This window comes from Rhodospirillaceae bacterium, from assembly GCA_018660465.1.
GTDB lineage: Bacteria > Pseudomonadota > Alphaproteobacteria > Rhodospirillales > JABJKH01 > JABJKH01.
The window spans coordinates 26,089-44,299 of record JABJKH010000072.1 but is presented as its reverse complement, the minus strand read 5'-3'; the positions used below and the strand labels follow the sequence as shown (position 1 = coordinate 44,299).

The window sequence follows — 18,211 nt, the reverse complement described above, 5'->3', positions numbered from 1 at the left end:
AGAGGAACGCAAAGCCCCCGAAGCTCCCTCCTACTATGGGTTTCAGAGCTAATTCCGGGGATGAAAAATTACCCACAACCCCGAACCCGCCCAAAAACCGGGCGAATCGGGGACAAACCCAAATTAATCAACCGCCGCTTACAGCTGCGACTTCGGCGGCGAAGTCTTCATCCTTCTTCTCCAAGCCTTCACCCAGGGAATAACGAACGAACTTGGCAACACTGATCGAACCACCGGCATCGCTGCCCGCTTGTTCGATAACTTTACCGACCGTGCTTTCGCCATCAATGACAAAGGTCTGATCAACCAAGCAAGATTCTTCGTAGAATTTACGCATCCGGCCTTCGACCATTTTTTCGATGATGTTCTCTGGCTTACCGCTGTCGCGGGCCTGCTGGCTCAAAACATCGCGTTCACGCTGAACCAGATCAGGATCAAGATCATCCCGGCTGATCGATTGCGGGTTGGCCGCTGCCACGTGCATCGCCAATTGCTTGCCTGTGCCTTCTAAAGCAGCACCGTCAGCATCGGATTCCAAACCAACCAAAACACCAATCTTGCCGATGCCGTCGCCGATGGCGTTGTGCATGTAGGAAATGACCGCGCCGGAATTCACCGATACGGTCTCAACCCGGCGAAGGTTCATGTTCTCTCCAATGGTGGAGATCATGTTGGTCAATTCGTCTTCGACCGTGCGATCGCTTCCAGGGAAATCAGAAGCCTTAAGGGCATCCATATCATCCCCTGTCGTCAGTGCCAGCTTGGCACACGTCGAAACGAAGTTCTGAAAGGTCTCGTTACGAGCGACAAAGTCGGTTTCGGAATTGACTTCAACCATCGCCCCTTTGGTGCCATCGACAGCCATGCCGACAAGACCCTCAGAGGCAATCCGACCCGCCTTCTTAGCGGCCGATGCCAGTCCCTTGGTGCGCAGCCAATCAACTGCTGCCTCTAGATCCCCATCGGTTTCGCCGAGAGCTTTTTTGCAATCCATCATTCCCACGCCGGTCTTCTCGCGAAGGTCCTTAACAAGCGCGGCTGTTATCTGTGCCATTTTAATCCTCTTTCATAAGAGAAGGTTTTTATACGTTGAAAATACACATTATTTTCAATTTTTATTCAGATGCGGGAGCAGCCTCAGCGTCTTCAGGTTTAACCTCTACAGGCTTGTCTTCTTCAGCTGGTGCCTCTTCAGGTTTCGCTTCTTCTGCTGCAGCTTCCGGCTTGGCTTCTTCTGCAGCAGCTTCAGCAACACCTTCTTTGGGCAATGCTTCGGCGGGCGCTTCTTCGCTTGCACCCAAATCGACACCTGCATCGGTCATCTCTTCTTGAATACCATCAAGCGCAGAACCGACCATCAAGTCGCAATACAGCGAGATCGCGCGGATGGCGTCATCATTACCCGGTACCGGGTAATCGATTCCGCGAGGGCTGGAGTTGCTGTCGATCACAGCAACGATGGGAATACCCAACTTGTTGGCTTCGGCAACGGCGATGCCTTCCTTATTGGTGTCGATCACGACCAGAATATCTGGCAAACCGCCCATGTCTTTGATGCCGCCCAAGGACCGTTCAAGCTTGTCGCTTTCGCGCGTCAGCTTTAACAGTTCTTTCTTGGTAAGACCTTGGACCTGTTCATCAGCCAACAGGATTTCTAATTCTTTAAGTCGGCGGATCGATTTCGAAATCGTATCCCAGTTGGTCATCATGCCGCCGAGCCAACGGTGGTTGACGTAGTACTGACCAGAACGCTTGGCCGCATCTGCAACCCGCGAGCTGGCTTGACGCTTAGTGCCAACGAACAGTACCCGTCCGCCGGCTTTAACGACGTCGCGCACTGCCTGCATGCCGCGGTGCAATAAAGGCACGGTCTGCTGAAGATCAATAATGTGAATGCCGTTACGCGATCCAAACAGGAACGGCCCCATCTCTGGGTTCCAACGACGTGTGGTGTGTCCGAAATGAACGCCTGCTTCCAACAGCTGACGCATGGTAAATGATGGCAGAGCCATGTCTTTAGTTCCTCTTCTCCGGTTAAACCTCCGCGGACGTTGTCCTTTTTCAGGACACCGGATCGACTTGTCCGGCGAATTTGCGCCGGGGCCGAAAGCCCGCGTGTGAATTTGCATCAGCGACTTCGCTGTGCGGGAGGGTTAGTACAGGGTGGGTTCACGGATTGCAAGGCAAGAACGGCGATGAAAAGACAGAACTCGCGATGGGGCACTAATTAGGCAGGACTCGAACCTGCTCCACCGCCAAGTTCAGCGCAACATTATCCCCCGTTTTAAAGGTCTTTCGTCCGGCACTATGAGAATCATCTACCGCGATTAGGTGCTCCCCAACAGTGACCGCATAGCGAACCAGGTTGCCTAGAAATTCTCGGTGCTCGACTTTGCCCAAGAGTGCGACCTCCCCTTCTAAAGCATCGCCCCCCGCCCCTTGAATGGTTAAATCCTGCGGTCGGAACATGGCGGTACGATTCTCGCCCCCTTGAATGTCGTTGTCGGGCAAAGGAAGAATCGTTCCACCATCTGAGTGAAAAACAGCCTTTCCATTATCAGTCGTTACCCGTCCATTTAGTAAATTGGCAGTACCTAAAAAATCAGCGACAAAGCGATTAACGGGCTCGTCATAAAGTTCGATGGGGGAGCCAACCTGCTGAATAACCCCTTGATCCAACACAGCGATCCTGTCCGACGTGGTGTTGGCTTCTTCCTGGTCGTGGGTGACGAAGATCGTTGTAAGCTTTAGCTTACGTTGTAGTTCGAGGATTTCCCGGCGCATCTGAATTCGAAGGTTTGCATCCAAGTTCGACAATGGCTCATCAAGCAAGAGAACCCGGGGTTCGATGACAATCGTTCGAGCCAACGCAACGCGTTGTTGCTGTCCGCCTGAAAGCTGGGAGGGACGGCGATCCGCCAGATCCAACAGCCCGACCAAATTAAGTGCATCGTCAACCCGCGCGTTGATTTCTTTAGCTGGTATCTTCCGTTCTTCCAAACCGAAGGCGACGTTCTTGCGCACTGTCATGTGGGGCCAAAGGGCGTAGCTTTGAAAGACCATGCCGACGTTACGCGACCAGGGTGCCAATTTAGTTACATCATCGCCTCCAATCAGTATCTTACCACCAGGAGTAGGCCCAAATCCGGCGATGGCACGAAGCAGGGTCGATTTACCTGATCCAGAGGGACCTAAGAAGGTGAAGAATTCGCCCGGCTCAATGGTCAGGTTTACGCCTTTCAGAACCTCCGTCTCACCGAACGATAAACTAAGGTCCTCAATCACAACGTCGACAGCGTCAGTCCTGATGCTGGGTTCTAATTCGGCCATTAGATAGCTCCTGCTTGTTCTGCAACACGCACACCGCCGCTAGAGCGTTGTTTCTCAGTACGCTCAATTACACGATGTGAAACATAGGTGGCGATCCCGACGATCAGTACTGCGACAATGCCGAGCGCTGCCCCTGGCCCTCGTCCCGCAGCCGACTGCATGAATTCATAAATACCGTAAGCCAAGGGCGCGTCTGATTCCGCTGATACCAACATGATGGTTGCCGACAACTCGACTGACGCTGTGGCGAAGCTGGTAACAAATCCTGCCAGGATGCCGCCCGTCATCAACGGGACAACCACGCGCATCACGGTGCGCGACTTTGTCGCCCCAAGATTTTCAGCCGCTTCCTCCAGCATAACACTGACTTGCTGCAAGGCCGCCATGCAGGCTCGTAGCGCATACGGCAAGCGCCGGATCGCCAACGCAACAACAATGATCACCCACCACGACGCCAACGGCTTATCCACAATCGGCACGTTAAATTCAACAAAGGTCCGTAAATAGCCGATGCCCAAGACCACCCCCGGGACTGCGACCGCGCCCATGGCGATAAAGTCCAACCACTTTCGGCCCACCATTCCCGTGCGCCAAACAATATAGGCGATGGCGGTACCTAAGATGACATCAATCAAGGCCGCCAGGCCGGCATAAAGAAGGGTGTTCGAAATATACTGCCCCGCAGAACTGAACATGTTTTCATAATGCGCGAACGTGAACGCGTCCGGAAGCACACTATATGACCAAACGGTTCCAAATGATAATAGCCCCAAGCCAATATGTGGCGAGAGAACCATTCCTAAAATAAGAAAGATTACCGCATAACAGCCAATTTTTTCCCAAGGCTTAAGGTCGCGCTTCATCAGCCCCCCGCCGCCTTTTTGGACGGTGGAATAATCTTTGTCCTTGAGCGCCAAGAACGACACCCACAGAGAAAACAAGGAAAATGCGACCAGGATCACCGAGATTACATACCCCATCGGGTCGGAAATACCGATCGACGAAATTCTCAAATAGGCCTGGGGGGCGAGCATGTTGTTGATGTTCAACAACAAGGGGGTCGCTAAATCATCAAACACCTTAAGAAACACCAACGATGCCCCGGCGACATAACCGGGCATTGCCAGCGGGAAGACAATCCGGCGAAACAGGCGCGTCCCACTGGCCCCCAGGTTTTGCGCAGATTCTTCCATCGCACGGTCAATGTTCAACAACGCCGCAGATAGATTTATCAAGATGAACGGAAAGTAGTGGATGGATTCAACTAAAATGACGCCATTCAGCCCCTCCATGAAGGGGATTGTGAAACCAAACCATTCGCTGATCAGCAGATTAACCGAACCGTTCTCACCAAACAGCAGCAACATAGCGACTGCGCCGACAAACGGGGGCATGATCAAGGGGACAATGCCCAATGTTTGTATGAGCACCGCGCCGCCGAAATTAAACCGAGTGGTGAAATAGGCCAATGGAAGCGCTATGAACGTCGCCAACACCACTGACATGGACGCGACATAAAGCGAATTCAGGAACGATTCCTGGAACAGAGATGTATTAAAGAAATCAACGAAATTGATCAGCGTCAGCGCCCCGGTATTTGGGTCCTGGAACGCGACGACAACGACAGTCGCAACGGGAATGATCAAAAACGTGACCAAGAACAGGCCGATGGCCAGGCCCATTGCCGTCACGCCAAAATTACTGCGCGAAGAAGAATTCAAGCCATCCCCTGTATTTTAAGAATTAAAAAAATAACGGGGCCCGGTTTAATCCGGACCCCGTTTTTAGCAAGAACACCTCTACATAGAAGCCGCTTTGTCTGCCAGTGCCTTAGCCTTGGCATAATTGGCTTTGATCTGCGTGTCCCAGGCTTGTTCAAATTCCGCCTGGCGACCGGAGACCTTGGTGGTCGCCTTCTTACGCTTTTTCTTGAAGATCTTATTGAAGCTCTTTTCGCTGGCCTTCGACGCATCAATCGGCGTCATGGCGACCAGCGCCCGGGCTTCGGCAATCATCTTCGAAGCAGCCATGTTGGATTTACCCATCTGCTTCTTTTCTGCCATTTGGATCGCCTTGGTGGCAGCACGAAGATCATTCAACCGATACGTTACCATCACATCAAATAGAGAATTGATGACATTGTAGCGGCCTTTTGAAAGGCTCAGGTCAAACTTCACCGCAGCCCCAATTGACTTGTCTTTGAAGGGATTTGGAAAACCCTTTGGTGCTTTGGCATAGGTTGCGGGATTAACCGGCAAGCGCCTGATCTTCGGGTTCAGAAGAACTTCCTGACCTTCCGGCGATAGGAGGTACTCGATAAATGCACCCGCAGCTTTCTTGTTTGGTGCATTTTTAACGATGGCGATGTTCGCGGGCACCAACGTCGTGACCTTTGGATAGACGAAATCTACTGGAAATCCGGAAGCCTGTGACGACAAACCAAAGAAGTCGATAACAATACCGATACCGAATTGGCCTGAATTAACCCCATCCGGCACGCCAAAGCTACGTGCGGTCACAGTTTTGAAGTTACCGGCAATGCTTTTCATCATCGCCCAGCCGTCTTTCCATCCCTTACCCTGAAGCAACGTCTCAACCGTCAGGTGCGTGGTGCCCGAACGCGACGGGGCGCTCATGCCGACGTGGCCGTGATAGATCGGCTTTTCCAGGTCCTTCCAAGAACTCGGCACCGGCAATTTCTTGGCTTTCAAGTAGCGTGTATTCCACATGATGCCATAGCCGGAAGCAGCGAAGCCTTTGTAATACCCCTCAGGGTCATTGATTGGGAAGGAACCAACTTTCTCTGGAATTCCTTTAACCTTCACCTTGTATTTTTGAAGCAGCCCATCGCCCTTCAGAACCTCAAAAGCGTCAGGTGCCGATGCCCAAAACATATCAGACGTGTTGTTCTTGGCGGTTGCCTGCAAGTATTTGATACCAGCAGTCGTCTTCTTCTTGAGCATTTCAACCTTGATGCCGGTGGCCTTGGTGAAGGCCTTGCCGACGGTAACAGTCGTGTCCGGTGGATACGACGTGACGATGACCAACTTTTCAGCGGCCAACGCCTGAGTTGAGACCGCAAGAGAAGTAACAAATAGAGCCGCACCGGTAGCAGCAAATATGCGACCGTGTTTTAAGACTGTCATAGATTTCCCTCCCGAAAATTGCCCGAATTGTCTAATTGAGGCAGGTTTTAGAACGACAACCCCGATATCCACTGAATAGTTGAATTAAGGACCCAAGGCGAACATCAAAAATCGATATATTACCTTATATTAGCGTAAAACACCGGTCAACGATCAAAGGACGATAACACCAAAATAGAGGGTGGTTCAGGCTTAAACTTCACCAATCAAGCGTGCCGTTTCTGAGGCAAAGGTTTCAGTCGAGCCTGAGCCGCCGAGATCACGCGTACGAGACGAACTGTCTTCTAGGCAGGTATCCACAGCGGCCTCTATGCCTTGGGCCGCCTTGTTCAGACGATCGTCGCCACCACGCCCGCCAATCCAGTCCAGCAACATTGCGACCGACAAGATCAGGGAAACAGGGTTCGCAATCCCCTGCCCTGCAATATCCGGGGCTGAGCCATGTTGAGCCTGAGCAACCGCGAAGTCATCGCCAGCGTTGAGGGATGCTGCCAACCCCAGTCCCCCAGAAAGCTCTGACGCCTCATCCGAAAGGATATCGCCAAACATATTGGTCGCGACGACGACGTCAAACCTTTCGGGAGAGCGGATCAGATGCGCCGCCATGGCATCGACCAGTTCTTCTTCGTACTCAGTAGACGCATTGGCTTTGGCAACGGCCCGCACTTCCTCAAGGTAAAGACCGTCTGAAATCCGCAGGACATTCGATTTATGGATCGCGGTTACCTTTTGACGCCGCCGCGCCGCCAATGCGAACGCCTGTTCGGCAATGCGTTTGGAGCCGATCCTTGTGACCTTCCGGACTGCAAGCGCAAGTTCACCGGTCGGCATGAATTCGCCGTTACCAACCACCATGGTCCGGTCCGCATAGAAGCCTTCGGTATTCTCACGTACGATCACAAGGTCCATGGGACGCCCGGTTGGTGTCGCCACCCCTTTACGTGATTTGGCGGGGCGGATATTGGCGTAGAGATCAAGCTGTTTACGAAGAACACCGGACGGATTAATCCCACCCTCATCACTCGGCGGATAGTCATTATGAGATACCGGCCCCAAGATTACGCCATCTACAGCCTTGGCTGTCGCAACAACCTCATCCCGAATGGTCGTGCCGTGCACTTCAAGCGACGGAAACCCTATTAAATCTTCGACGGTCTCCAATGGAAATTCGTACCGCGCCTGGGCCGCATCAAGAACGACGCGCGTGGCATCCATGATTTCAGGACCAATGCCGTCACCCGGCAGAATAAGTAATTTCATTATTTCCTCACTCTGAAGGCAATTGTTTTTCTTTCGGCAGCGACATGTAGTGTTTTGCGATGCCGCCGGGGGTGGTTAGAAAGATTTCGTCTCGGTGCGCAACAATATGCTCCAAGGCCCGGCGCAAATGATGCAATCGATAGGGCTGCCCCATGATAAAGTGGTGAAGCGAGTACGAACAGACCGAAGGATATTTTACCGACGACTTAAGGTTCTCATCAAACTGATCAATCATCATGTCGGCGAATTCGGGCGCAGTGGTGCGCCGGAACACCATCGCTGGTTGATCATTTAACTCAAGTGGATACGGCACAGCCAAGATCGGGCCCGAACGGGTCCGCGACCAGAACGGCTGATCATCACAAAGCCCCCAATCCAGTACATATTCGTACCCTGCTTCCTTGAGTATGTCCGCCGTAACATTGGACGGGGTCACATACGGCGATAACCAGCCTGTCGGCGCAGCGCCTTCGTTCCGGGTAATGATGTCGGTGACCGACCGCACCATGGCGGTTTCCTCCGCCTCCGTCATCTCAGACGGCTTTATCGAATTCGTATCCCCATGACCGATAATCTCATCGCCCCGTTCACTAAAGGCCGCCAAGGATTCCGGGCAATGGTCATAAACCGCGGTGTTGGTTATGACGCCAATCGGAATTTCCAATTCGTCAAACAAGTCCAACAACCGCCATACCCCGACCCGGTTCCCATATTCGCGCCAAAGGTAGCTGCGATGGTTAGGCGCCGGCGTCGGTCGATCAAGATCAACCCCCCCTTCGCCAAAAACAAAATGCTCCAAATTTATAGAAACATGAACCGCCAGCCGCTTCCCATCCGGCCAATCAAAATCAGGACGAGACCGAAGGCTGGAATAGGGAAACCGGTCGAGAGAAGGGAGTTGGGGCATGAATATTTATCCAATTTTCATCCAAAGTTAGCAGCCAAGATTTGGCCAAGATTTTACTGACGGTAAAAGTCATGCATCTTTTATGAAGGCAGTCAAAATTAAATTTCTTATGTATTGGAAAAGGCTAGAGTCGAGGAGACTTCGGGTGGCAGAAGCCAAAATGCGGCGCGTAAATTTGCAGCTAGATCATAAATAGCGCCTAGCAAGGTTCTGTGGTTGAAGCTGAGGTCACATCCAAGTACCAATCCACCCCCCAAATGAAATGAGCTTTAGGTCGTTCGAATTTCTTCAAGAAACGAATTTACAACCCTATTAAGTTGGTCAGAATTATCAGACAATTTCTGCGACGTATCGTTCACGTTATAAGAGACCTTCCGTGATTCTGCGGCAACGTCCGATAAGGTCTGTGTATTCGATGACACTTCGGAGGTGCTGTTCGATACAGTGGCAACGGATCGAACAATTTCCTGCGTCGCCGAGTTTTGCTCCTCGACAGCTGCCGCGATTGCTGTTGTTACCTCTTCAATTTCAGAAATCGTTGTGCCGATAGAATCAATCGCTTCTGCCGCATCGTTTGTTCTCGCTTGAACCGTGTCGATTTGCGCTTTTATCTCATCGGTCGCCTTCGCCGTTTGGTTGGCAAGATTTTTAACCTCAGATGCCACCACGGCAAATCCCTTACCCGCATCGCCCGCTCGCGCGGCCTCAATGGTTGCGTTTAGTGCAAGAAGGTTTGTTTGCTCCGCAATGTCTGTGATAAGTGCGACGACCTCTCCAATCGCTTGAGCCGCGGTGACGAGCCCCCCAACTGTTTCGTGTGCATCGTGCGATTTATCAACGGCGCCTTGTGCAATTGAGGAGGCGTGACTTACCTGCTGACTGATTTCATGGATAGAACTGGTTAATTCTTCAGTCGCAACGGCAACGGTAGAAATACTGGAGGAAGCCTCTTCGGAAGCACTTGCTAAATTCTGAGATCGATCCCGAGTCTCTTTCGCCATATCTGACATGGTTTCGGCAGCCGATTTCATATCCACTATATCTACCGAGACAGCACTAAGAACAGATTCAACGTTGCTACCAAATTTTTGAGTGACGCTCTCACGGAAAGTACTAATTTTTGCGCTTTCTTCATGTTGACGAAGTTGCTCAGCCGTCAGATCCTCAGTCTTAATCAGGCTATTTCGAAACACCTCAACAGCACGTCCAAGATCCCCGAGTTCGTCTTTACGCTCTTTTCCAGGAACATCCACACTGTGATCACCATTTGATAAGGCCCCCACAGTTCCAATAATGCTTTGAAGCGGACGAACAACCCCAATCGTTACAAAAATTCCGACTGCGGAAAATATGACGGCGATGACAGCCAAGATTCCAACCGAGACAGAAAGTGTTGAATTCGCCCGGTTAATGTTTTCAAGCTCGTCGCTCAAACTCTTGAGTTTATCTATTGTCAGTGGTTCAACGATTGCACCCAGTTTATCAACTGATTTTCCAATCGCCTCAGCAACAGCGTCAAACTGGCCCATCATTTTGTTTCCGCCGACGGGCCCGCTATCAATATAGGACTGTGCCATGCGCTTGCCTGTCGTATAGAACGGCACAAAGTTCTCTTTTAGCTGATCAAGCGCCTTGATAACCTGTGGCAGTTTAAGTTCCTGGGCCGCGTTTTTAGCTTTATTATAATCTTCATCAAATTTTTTGGCGAATTTCGCCGCTTCATCAAATCCATCATTCAGCCCGTCCTTGGCACGGGTTGCGGAAATATCTGTAAGCCACTGCTGAACTTGAACAACATCCATCTCAATGTCTTTAAAAGAGTTAATCAAACGCAAATTAGGCCCCGCAACTTGACGAGATAAATCTGATGCAGAACGGAGGTCAGGTGACTGGTTGCTGATTTGGACAATTGTCGGAACTGAGAGGCCTAAAATAGCGATAAGAATCGCGCCCATAACACTGTACATTTTACCGCGAACTGTTTGAAGCATAGACACTTGAATCTCCTTGTGAGTCACCTGTTAACATTTGAGACCTGACTGGAAACGACAGATTGAGAGAAAAATTTTGGGAAAAGTTGAATTAAGCCTGCTTAAAACAAAACGCCATCTCTAAAATCTAGTCACACCCAAACCCCGATTTTTCTGAATCAGAAGTCCCCAGACATTATTTTGGTACCGAAAAATTTTTCGCCACAACTTTTTTGTGGTTTCTTCGGCTAAACTTCTTGAATCTCTGAGATGCCGGGAATCGATCGTATATCGTTCAGGATTTGTGGGGTGATAGCGTATTGCGTGCCGATATCTATTTCGACCTCGTGCTCTGGGTCTAGATGGGAGACGACTTTGACGAAGCCTCGGCCTCTTTGGCCGTTGCCGAGAACAGATTTTAGGTCTTGGAGAGGTTGCGAGGTTTCTAAAAAGACTTTTAAACCACTGGCGGCGCGGGCGGTGACTTGGTCGAGAGGTTCAACGCCATGGCACAGAAGCTTGAGCGTATCGCCATCAAATTCGGCGCTGGCCCTGATAGAGATACAACAGCCCGGTTCCATGTCATCGCGGGATTTGGTGAGGACATCAGAAAAGCACGTCATCTCATACATGCCGGACGCATCGGAACATTTTATAAACGCATAGCGGTTGCCCTTAGCCGATGTCCTTTCGCTGCGCGATACGACAGAGCCTGCCATGTTGACCGGGCCTGCCATTCCCGTTTGTAGAATCTCCGCATAGGATTTAGCACCAATGCGCTCCAAGCTTTTGGCATAGACATCCAACGGATGGCCCGACAGGTAAAACCCGATGGCATCAAACTCTTCGTTCATCCGATCCATCTTTGGCCAGTCGGCAATATCTGGAAGGTTCAGTTGCGCTGTCGGTGCTTCTTCCGCCCCAAACAATCCGATCTGATTGCTGGCGCGTTCTTGGGCCGCCATACTGGCCTGACGGACAATCCCTTCCGCTCCCTCAATCAGCACCCGGCGATTATCGTGGATAGGGTCCAAAGCACCGGCCCGGACAAGATTTTCAAATAGGCGCTTGTTCACAGACTTTGAATCCAATCTGTTAATAAAGTCCGGCAAGTCCTTGTATTTACCGTTTTCCTTGCGCTCATCAACGATGGAGTCCATGGCCGCCTCGCCGACATTTTTGACCGCAGCCAAGGCGTAGCGAATCCCCAGGTTTCCTGAACTTTCTTCCGTTTCGACCGTGAAATTCGCGGCTGATTCATTGATGTTTGGCGGCAGTAATGGCGCGCCAAGGCGTTCCAATTCCTGACGGAAAACGTTCAGCTTATCGGTATTAGTGAGGTCCAGAGCCATCGACGCCGCCAGGAACTCAACCGGGTAATTGGCCTTAAAATACGCTGTCTGATACGCCACCAAAGCATAAGCTGCCGCGTGGGATTTGTTGAAACCGTAGCCTGCAAACTTGTTGACCTGGTCGAAAATTTGCGATGCTTTACTTTCGGGTACACCCTTGTTTTTAGCCCCATCAACGAACACTTGGCGCTGCGCATCCATCTCTGCCTGGATCTTCTTACCCATGGCACGGCGCAGAATATCCGCACCGCCCAGAGTATAGCCGGCCAGTTCCTGGGCAATCTGCATCACCTGCTCCTGATAGATGATGATACCGAAGGTTTCCTTCAGGATACCTTCCAGGGTCGGGTACATGTAATCGGGTTCTTCTTCGCCGTGCTTCCGTCGGATGTAGCTTGGGATATTCTCCATCGGGCCCGGACGGTACAGCGCCACCACAGCGATGATGTCTTCAAACGTGGTCGCCTTTAGCTTTTTAAGCACGTCGCGCATGCCGGCACTTTCCAACTGGAACACACCAACGGTTTCAGCACGGGCCAGCATCTCAAAAGTCTTCGTATCGTCCAAGGGCAGGCTCGCTAAATCAACGTCGTTGCCCCCTTGGCGTACGAATTCCAAGGCTTTGGCGAGCACAGTCAGAGTTTTCAATCCGAGAAAGTCAAACTTCACCAACCCAGCCTGCTCAACAAATTTCATATTAAAACCGCTGACCGGCATGGTGGAACGCGGGTCGCGGTACAGCGGGATCAGGTCATCTAATGGCCGGTCCCCAATCACCACGCCTGCCGCGTGGGTTGAGGCATGGCGGTATAGACCTTCCAAACGCCGCGCCATACTGACCAAGCGGCTGACCATCCTGTCTTCGGCGATCATGTCGCGCATCTGCGGCTCGCTCTCGATCGCTTGATCCAGGGTCATGGGGGCGGCAGGATTGTTCGGCACCAGCTTGGAAATGCGATCCACCACTGGGTACGGCACTTCCAACACCCGCCCGACATCGCGCAGCACGGCACGGGCTTGCAGCTTTCCGAACGTGATAATTTGCGCCACATGATCGCGGCCATACTTTTCCTGAACGTATTTGATCACTTCGTCCCGGCGATCCTGGCAGAAATCGATATCGAAGTCCGGCATGGACACACGTTCTGGATTCAAGAACCGTTCGAACAGCAGATTGAAGCGCAATGGATCAAGGTCTGTGATCAAGAGTGACCACGCGACAACAGAACCTGCACCGGACCCCCGCCCTGGCCCCACTGGAATATCCTCGGCCTTCGCCCAGCCGATAAAGTCCGCAACAATAAGGAAATATCCCGGGAAGCCCATTTCAACGATCACGCCCAGTTCGTAGTCCAGGCGCTCGCGATAGGGTTTTCCGATCTTGTCTTTATCGGCCTCGCTCATTCCCGGGGTAAACAGTTGAAATTCAAGACGTTTCTCAAGTCCCGCCTTGGCTTGATCGCGGAGTTCGTCTTCCTCCGTCCGGCCCTCACCGCAATCATAAGGCGGCAAGATCGGGTCGATACACTCGACCTTGCAGGCACACCGTTTGGCAATGACGATGGTATTGTCGATGGCTTCTGGCAGATCAGCGAACAGTGCGCGCATCTCAGCCGCCGTCTTAAAGTAATGCTGCGGCGTCAATTGCCGACGTTCGGACTGGGATAGATACGCTCCCGCCGCGATACAGATCAACGCGTCATGGGCCTCAAACATATCCTCGGTTGGGTAGAACACCTCATTCGTCGCGACCAACGGCAGGTCGTGGGTGTAGGCCAAGTCCAAGAACGCAGCCTCCGTCGCCTTTTCCCCCGGCAAGCCATGGCGCATGATCTCGATGTAAAGCCGGTCCTTAAACCCCGCCGCCAATTCCAACAGCAGGTCTTTAGCCGCATCGGCTTGGCCATCTTGAAGCAAGCGCCCGACAGGCCCCTCCGGTCCCCCCGTTAGCAACAACAACCCGTCTGAACGGGAAATGAGATCATCGAGACCAACCTGTGGGTCGGTACAATCGTCCGACCCCAAGTACGCCTTCCCCAGGAGTTTCAGGAGGTTGCGATAGCCCGCATCATTCTGTGCCAAGACCACCACGGGCGCGCCGACATCGTCCTGCAACTTCTCTGCCGTCACATGGACCTGACAGCCAATGATCGGCTGCACGCCTTCTGGCACTGCTGCCAAGGAAAACTCCAGCGCGCCAAACAGGTTGTTTGTATCAGTGACGGCCACCGCCGGCATGCGCGCGTCCTTGCACAACTTCACCAAATCCTTAACGCGAACCGCGCCCTCGGACAGGGAATAGGCGGAGTGGACTCGAAGATGGACAAAATCAGCGTGGGACATGGCTTAAAAATACCGCACTCCCAAGGGATATGTCACCAAGATATAGGGGGTTATACCGTCATTTCCACAAGATAATGCCCCAATTGTGGATAAGGCTTAGGCTTCAATCAGCTCAACACGCCCAATCCAGTTCTTCTTACGCCGGTCTAGGCGAGAAAGCTCTGATTCCGCGTCATAATCGAACGCCGATTCGGTGCCGGTGAAGGGCCCCTGATCATCGAGCACATTGACGTTCAACACGGCATGATAATTGCCCTCAATCTTTGATACTGCCAGCAGAGTCACGCCACACGTCGAACAGGTGATAAATTCCGCTGTCTTGTGGCCAAAGGCGTACCTGGAAACCTGCGAGGCATCCTTGATCGTCACATCAATCTTCCCAGCAGAGTCCGAAATCCAACGGGCGCTGTGCTTGGTGCAGAACGTACATTCACAAATCCGCGGCACGAAATCTTTCGCGTCCTTATCTGATTGGAATACAACGGAAATATTGCCGCAGTGGCATTGGCCTGGGAAATCTTGCACAGCCTACCCCTCGACCAGCTTACCGCCTTCGAGCCGCACAATCCGGTCCATTTTTTGGGCGAGTATTGGATTGTGAGTGGCGATTAACGCGCCCAGTTCCGCACCGCGCACCAGGCTAATCATAATATCGAAGACATCGTTGGCGGTGCCAGGGTCCAGGTTCCCCGTAGGCTCATCCGCCAGCAACAATCTAGGGGCCGTGACCAGGGCGCGGGCAATTGCGACCCGTTGTTGTTCCCCGCCTGACAGCCTTCCTGGGCGGTGGGTCGCACGATCACTAAGCCCCATCCATTTTAGCATTTCATCAGCCCGCTCTCTTGCTGCAGGTTTATCTAGGCCGCCAATGATCTGAGGAATAACAATGTTTTCGCGGGCATCGAATTCGGGCAATAGGTGGTGGTACTGATAGACAAAGCCGATCTTTTCACGGCGAATTCGCGTGCGTCCTTCATCGCCCAAAGAACTACCTTCCTCGCCACAAACAATTACCCGGCCTGAGGTTGGTGTCTCAAGCAATCCAGCTGCATGAAGTAGTGTAGATTTGCCAGCACCAGAGGGTCCGACCAGGGCCACGATTTCGCCTGCTTCCACTTTTAAGTCCGCACCGGCCAAGACGTGCAGATCATCGCTTCCTTGATGGAAGGTTCGAACGATGTTGTCTAAATGCAGGACCACGTCACTCATAACGCAACGCATCCGCAGGATCGATCTTCGACGCCCGCCAACTGGGATAAAGCGTCGCCAGGAACGTCAGGATCAGTCCCATCAGAACAATTGCAATAACTTCCCCAGCCTCCACTCGCGCCGGCAGTTGGGACAGAAAATAGATTTCAGCAGCGAATAAGTCTGTTCCTGTAAGCCCTTGAATCCATTGTCTTATGGTTTCAATGTTCAAGGAGAACGAAAGGCCCAGAACGACCCCTGTCAAAGTCCCAATCACACCGACACTGGCCCCGGATAAGAAGAACACCCGCATCACCATGCCGCTTGTCGAGCCCATGGTTCTGAGAATGGCAATATCTTTGCCCTTGGTCTGCACCATCATGATCATGCTTGAAACGATGTTGAACGCGGCGACGACGATGATCAGGGTCAGGATCAAGAACATGACGTTGCGTTCGACCTTAATGGCGTTAAAGAAACTGGCGTTGGCTTGTTGCCAATCGTGCATCCGGCCTTTAAACCCCGCCGCCTTCATGACCTTTGATTTGAGATGATTTACCTTGTCCGGATCTTCGACAAAAATTTCCAGATTGGAGACACCTTTGCCGGTTCTGAAATACAATTGTGCGGCTTCTAAGGGTAAGAAAACAAACCCCGAATCGTATTCATACATGCCTATATGATAAAGCGCCGCGACTTTATAGGCGCGCATGCGGGGCATGGTACCAAACGCCGTGACGTTGCCCTTGGGTGAAATGAGAGTGATCTTATCGCCAATGGTCACGCCCAGGCTGCGCGCCAAACGATCCCCGATGATTACGCTGTTGCCGTTGAAGTTCCCGAGAGTGCCGGCCTTGATGTTGTCTGCCAGCATGCTGCGCTTGGCCAAATCCTCAACCCGAAGTCCACGAACAAGAGCACCCTTGGCGACACCTCGGTTGGTGACCATGACCTGGCCTTCGACCATGGGGGTAACGGAGATAATGCCTTTGATCTTCTCAATCTTGACGGCGATTGGATCGAAATTTTTAAGAACCCGCGTTTGACCATAATAGGTCAAGTGGCCATTCAGCCCCAAAATGCGCGACATGAGTTCTGCCCGAAAACCATTCATCACCGCCATAACGATGATCAAGGTAGCAACGCCCAAGGCGATCCCAACCAAAGAGAACCACGCAATGACGGAGATAAACCCCTCCTGACGTCGAGCCCGGAGGTAGCGCATTGCCAGCATCCATTCAAAGGCTCCGAACATACGGCGTCTCCCCTCGCCTAACCTAGCAGCTTGGATAGCGCGGCTTCAGCAGAAATCTCTTCGCGCTCGCCGGTGGCACGGTTTTTCATCTCGACCACGCCGCTCTTCACACCGCGTGGCCCAATCACAATCTGCCAAGGAAGACCGATCAGGTCCATCTCAGCGAATTTAACACCTGCGCGCCCGTCCCGGTCGTCATACAGCACATCGCAGCCACCAGCCCGCAGCTTGCCGAAGACATCTTCACAAGCCCCATCACAGCCTTCGTCCCCGACTTTAAGATTGATAATCCCCGCCTTAAAGGGAGCCACGCTTTCCGGCCAGATAATACCATTTTCGTCGTGGGAAGCTTCGATGATTCCGCCCACCAGGCGAGACACGCCGATGCCATAAGACCCCATTTCCAGAGTGATCTGTTCGCTTTCCTTGCCAGAGACGCTTGCGCCCATGGCTTTGGAGTACTTGTCGCCGAAATTGAAGATGTGGCCGACTTCAATCCCACGTGCGACCAGCAAGTCATCGCCTAAAGCCGTTTCCTTACCCGGATCACGCTCTTCATCAGTGGCAGCATAGTTCGCGGTATAGGTCGCAACGACATCGCTTAAGTCACTTTCATAGTCGATGTCCTCACCGACGCTCAGGTCCAAGAACCCTTTGTGGCAGGCGACTTCGCTTTCACCCGTATCCGCTAAAATAACAAATTCGTGGCTCATATCACCGCCGATGGGGCCAGTGTCGGCGCGCATGGGGATCGCCTTCAGGCCCAAGCGTTCAAACGTTCGTAAATAGGACACGAACATCTTGTTATAGGACCTGATCGCGCCTTCTTTATCGAGATCAAACGAATAGGCGTCCTTCATCAGGAACTCCCGACCCCGCATCACCCCGAAGCGCGGGCGGATTTCGTCTCTGAACTTCCATTGAATGTGATAAAGAATGCGCGGCGCATCGCGGTAACTGCGCGCGCCGTCGCGGAATATCTCAGTTATCTGTTCTTCGTTGGTCGGTCCATACAGCAAATCCCGTTCGTGACGGTCGACGATCCGCAGCATCTCCGGGCCATAAGCATCATAGCGCCCACTTTCCCGCCACAAATCCGCCGATTGAATGGTCGGCATCAGCATTTCTTGAGCCCCAGCCGCATCTTGTTCTTCCCGAACAATCTGTTCGATGTTCTTCAACACCCGAAAGCCGAACGGCAGCCAGGAATAAATCCCAGCACTCGCTTGGCGCACAAGGCCCGCGCGCAACATCAACCGATGCGACGCAATCTGCGCCTCTGACGGGGTTTCCTTGATGGTCGGGAGAAAATAGCGGGACAACCGCTGGGCGTAGCTCATATGGATAAAAACCTAAGATTTAAAGTTGGAGTGAATGTAGGGATTGGCCCAAGGCTTGTCCATGCACGAATGATTAGACTGTTACTTAACTGAGCACCCTTCGAGACGCCGCGCACGCGC

Annotated in this window: 13 protein-coding genes; all 13 read right to left on the bottom strand. The window is 52.3% G+C overall.

The features are described from left to right. Positions 1 to 127 precede the first annotated feature (127 nt). Positions 128 to 1,054: an elongation factor Ts gene (locus HOM51_10790; protein MBT5034989.1), complete on the bottom strand. Its 927-nt coding sequence runs from the start codon at positions 1,052 to 1,054 to the stop codon at positions 128 to 130. A gap of 61 nt (positions 1,055 to 1,115) precedes the next feature. Continuing rightward, positions 1,116 to 2,012, bottom strand: coding sequence for a 30S ribosomal protein S2 (gene rpsB / locus HOM51_10785; protein ID MBT5034988.1), 897 nt, complete (start codon positions 2,010 to 2,012; stop codon positions 1,116 to 1,118). A 211-nt stretch (positions 2,013 to 2,223) separates the two neighbouring features. Beyond that, entirely contained in the window at positions 2,224 to 3,309 is a 1,086-nt protein-coding gene (locus HOM51_10780) for an ABC transporter ATP-binding protein (GenBank protein MBT5034987.1), read from the bottom strand. Between the two features lie 20 nt (positions 3,310 to 3,329). Further along, positions 3,330 to 5,012, bottom strand: coding sequence for an iron ABC transporter permease (locus tag HOM51_10775; GenBank protein MBT5034986.1), 1,683 nt, complete (start codon positions 5,010 to 5,012; stop codon positions 3,330 to 3,332). A gap of 117 nt (positions 5,013 to 5,129) precedes the next feature. Next, the gene (locus HOM51_10770) at positions 5,130 to 6,476 is read right to left on the bottom strand and encodes an extracellular solute-binding protein (protein MBT5034985.1); all 1,347 of its coding nucleotides are present in this window, start codon (positions 6,474 to 6,476) and stop codon (positions 5,130 to 5,132) included. 192 nt (positions 6,477 to 6,668) lie between these two features. Continuing rightward, a complete protein-coding gene (locus HOM51_10765) occupies positions 6,669 to 7,736 on the bottom strand; it encodes an isocitrate/isopropylmalate dehydrogenase family protein (protein MBT5034984.1) in 1,068 nt (355 codons plus the stop codon). 7 nt (positions 7,737 to 7,743) lie between these two features. Continuing rightward, a complete protein-coding gene (locus HOM51_10760; GenBank protein MBT5034983.1) occupies positions 7,744 to 8,643 on the bottom strand; it encodes a polysaccharide deacetylase family protein in 900 nt (299 codons plus the stop codon). A 269-nt stretch (positions 8,644 to 8,912) separates the two neighbouring features. Next, on the bottom strand, positions 8,913 to 10,640 hold the full coding sequence (locus HOM51_10755) for a HAMP domain-containing protein (GenBank protein MBT5034982.1): 1,728 nt from the start codon (positions 10,638 to 10,640) through the stop codon (positions 8,913 to 8,915). A 221-nt stretch (positions 10,641 to 10,861) separates the two neighbouring features. Then, entirely contained in the window at positions 10,862 to 14,308 is a 3,447-nt protein-coding gene (dnaE, locus tag HOM51_10750) for a DNA polymerase III subunit alpha (GenBank protein ID MBT5034981.1), read from the bottom strand. A gap of 96 nt (positions 14,309 to 14,404) precedes the next feature. Next, complete coding sequence (locus HOM51_10745) at positions 14,405 to 14,833, bottom strand: hypothetical protein (GenBank protein MBT5034980.1); 429 nt, start codon at positions 14,831 to 14,833, stop codon at positions 14,405 to 14,407. Positions 14,834 to 14,836: 3 nt separating this feature from the next. Next, the gene (locus HOM51_10740) at positions 14,837 to 15,517 is read right to left on the bottom strand and encodes an ABC transporter ATP-binding protein (GenBank protein ID MBT5034979.1); all 681 of its coding nucleotides are present in this window, start codon (positions 15,515 to 15,517) and stop codon (positions 14,837 to 14,839) included. After that, positions 15,510 to 16,751, bottom strand: a complete 1,242-nt coding sequence (locus HOM51_10735; GenBank protein MBT5034978.1) for a lipoprotein-releasing ABC transporter permease subunit — start codon at positions 16,749 to 16,751, stop codon at positions 15,510 to 15,512. Before HOM51_10735 ends, HOM51_10740 begins: the two co-directional genes overlap by 8 nt. A 17-nt stretch (positions 16,752 to 16,768) precedes the next feature. Then, positions 16,769 to 18,091 carry a proline--tRNA ligase gene (locus HOM51_10730; protein MBT5034977.1) on the bottom strand — a complete coding sequence of 441 codons (1,323 nt, stop codon included), beginning with the start codon at positions 18,089 to 18,091 and terminating at the stop codon, positions 16,769 to 16,771. Positions 18,092 to 18,211: the final 120 nt, after the last annotated feature.

Excerpts from the sequence above, each read along its gene's own strand:
- rpsB (MBT5034988.1), bottom strand. The coding sequence starts at position 2,012 with ATGGCTCTGCCATCATTTACCATGCGTCAGCTGTTGGAAGCAGGCGTT.
- HOM51_10775 (MBT5034986.1), bottom strand. The coding sequence starts at position 5,012 with ATGGGCCTGGCCATCGGCCTGTTCTTGGTCACGTTTTTGATCATTCCC.
- HOM51_10790 (MBT5034989.1), bottom strand. The coding sequence starts at position 1,054 with ATGGCACAGATAACAGCCGCGCTTGTTAAGGACCTTCGCGAGAAGACC.
- HOM51_10735 (MBT5034978.1), bottom strand. The coding sequence starts at position 16,751 with ATGTTCGGAGCCTTTGAATGGATGCTGGCAATGCGCTACCTCCGGGCT.
- HOM51_10760 (MBT5034983.1), bottom strand. The coding sequence starts at position 8,643 with ATGCCCCAACTCCCTTCTCTCGACCGGTTTCCCTATTCCAGCCTTCGG.
- HOM51_10770 (MBT5034985.1), bottom strand. The coding sequence starts at position 6,476 with ATGACAGTCTTAAAACACGGTCGCATATTTGCTGCTACCGGTGCGGCT.
- dnaE (MBT5034981.1), bottom strand. The coding sequence starts at position 14,308 with ATGTCCCACGCTGATTTTGTCCATCTTCGAGTCCACTCCGCCTATTCC.
- HOM51_10730 (MBT5034977.1), bottom strand. The coding sequence starts at position 18,091 with ATGAGCTACGCCCAGCGGTTGTCCCGCTATTTTCTCCCGACCATCAAG.
- HOM51_10740 (MBT5034979.1), bottom strand. The coding sequence starts at position 15,517 with ATGAGTGACGTGGTCCTGCATTTAGACAACATCGTTCGAACCTTCCAT.
- HOM51_10765 (MBT5034984.1), bottom strand. The coding sequence starts at position 7,736 with ATGAAATTACTTATTCTGCCGGGTGACGGCATTGGTCCTGAAATCATG.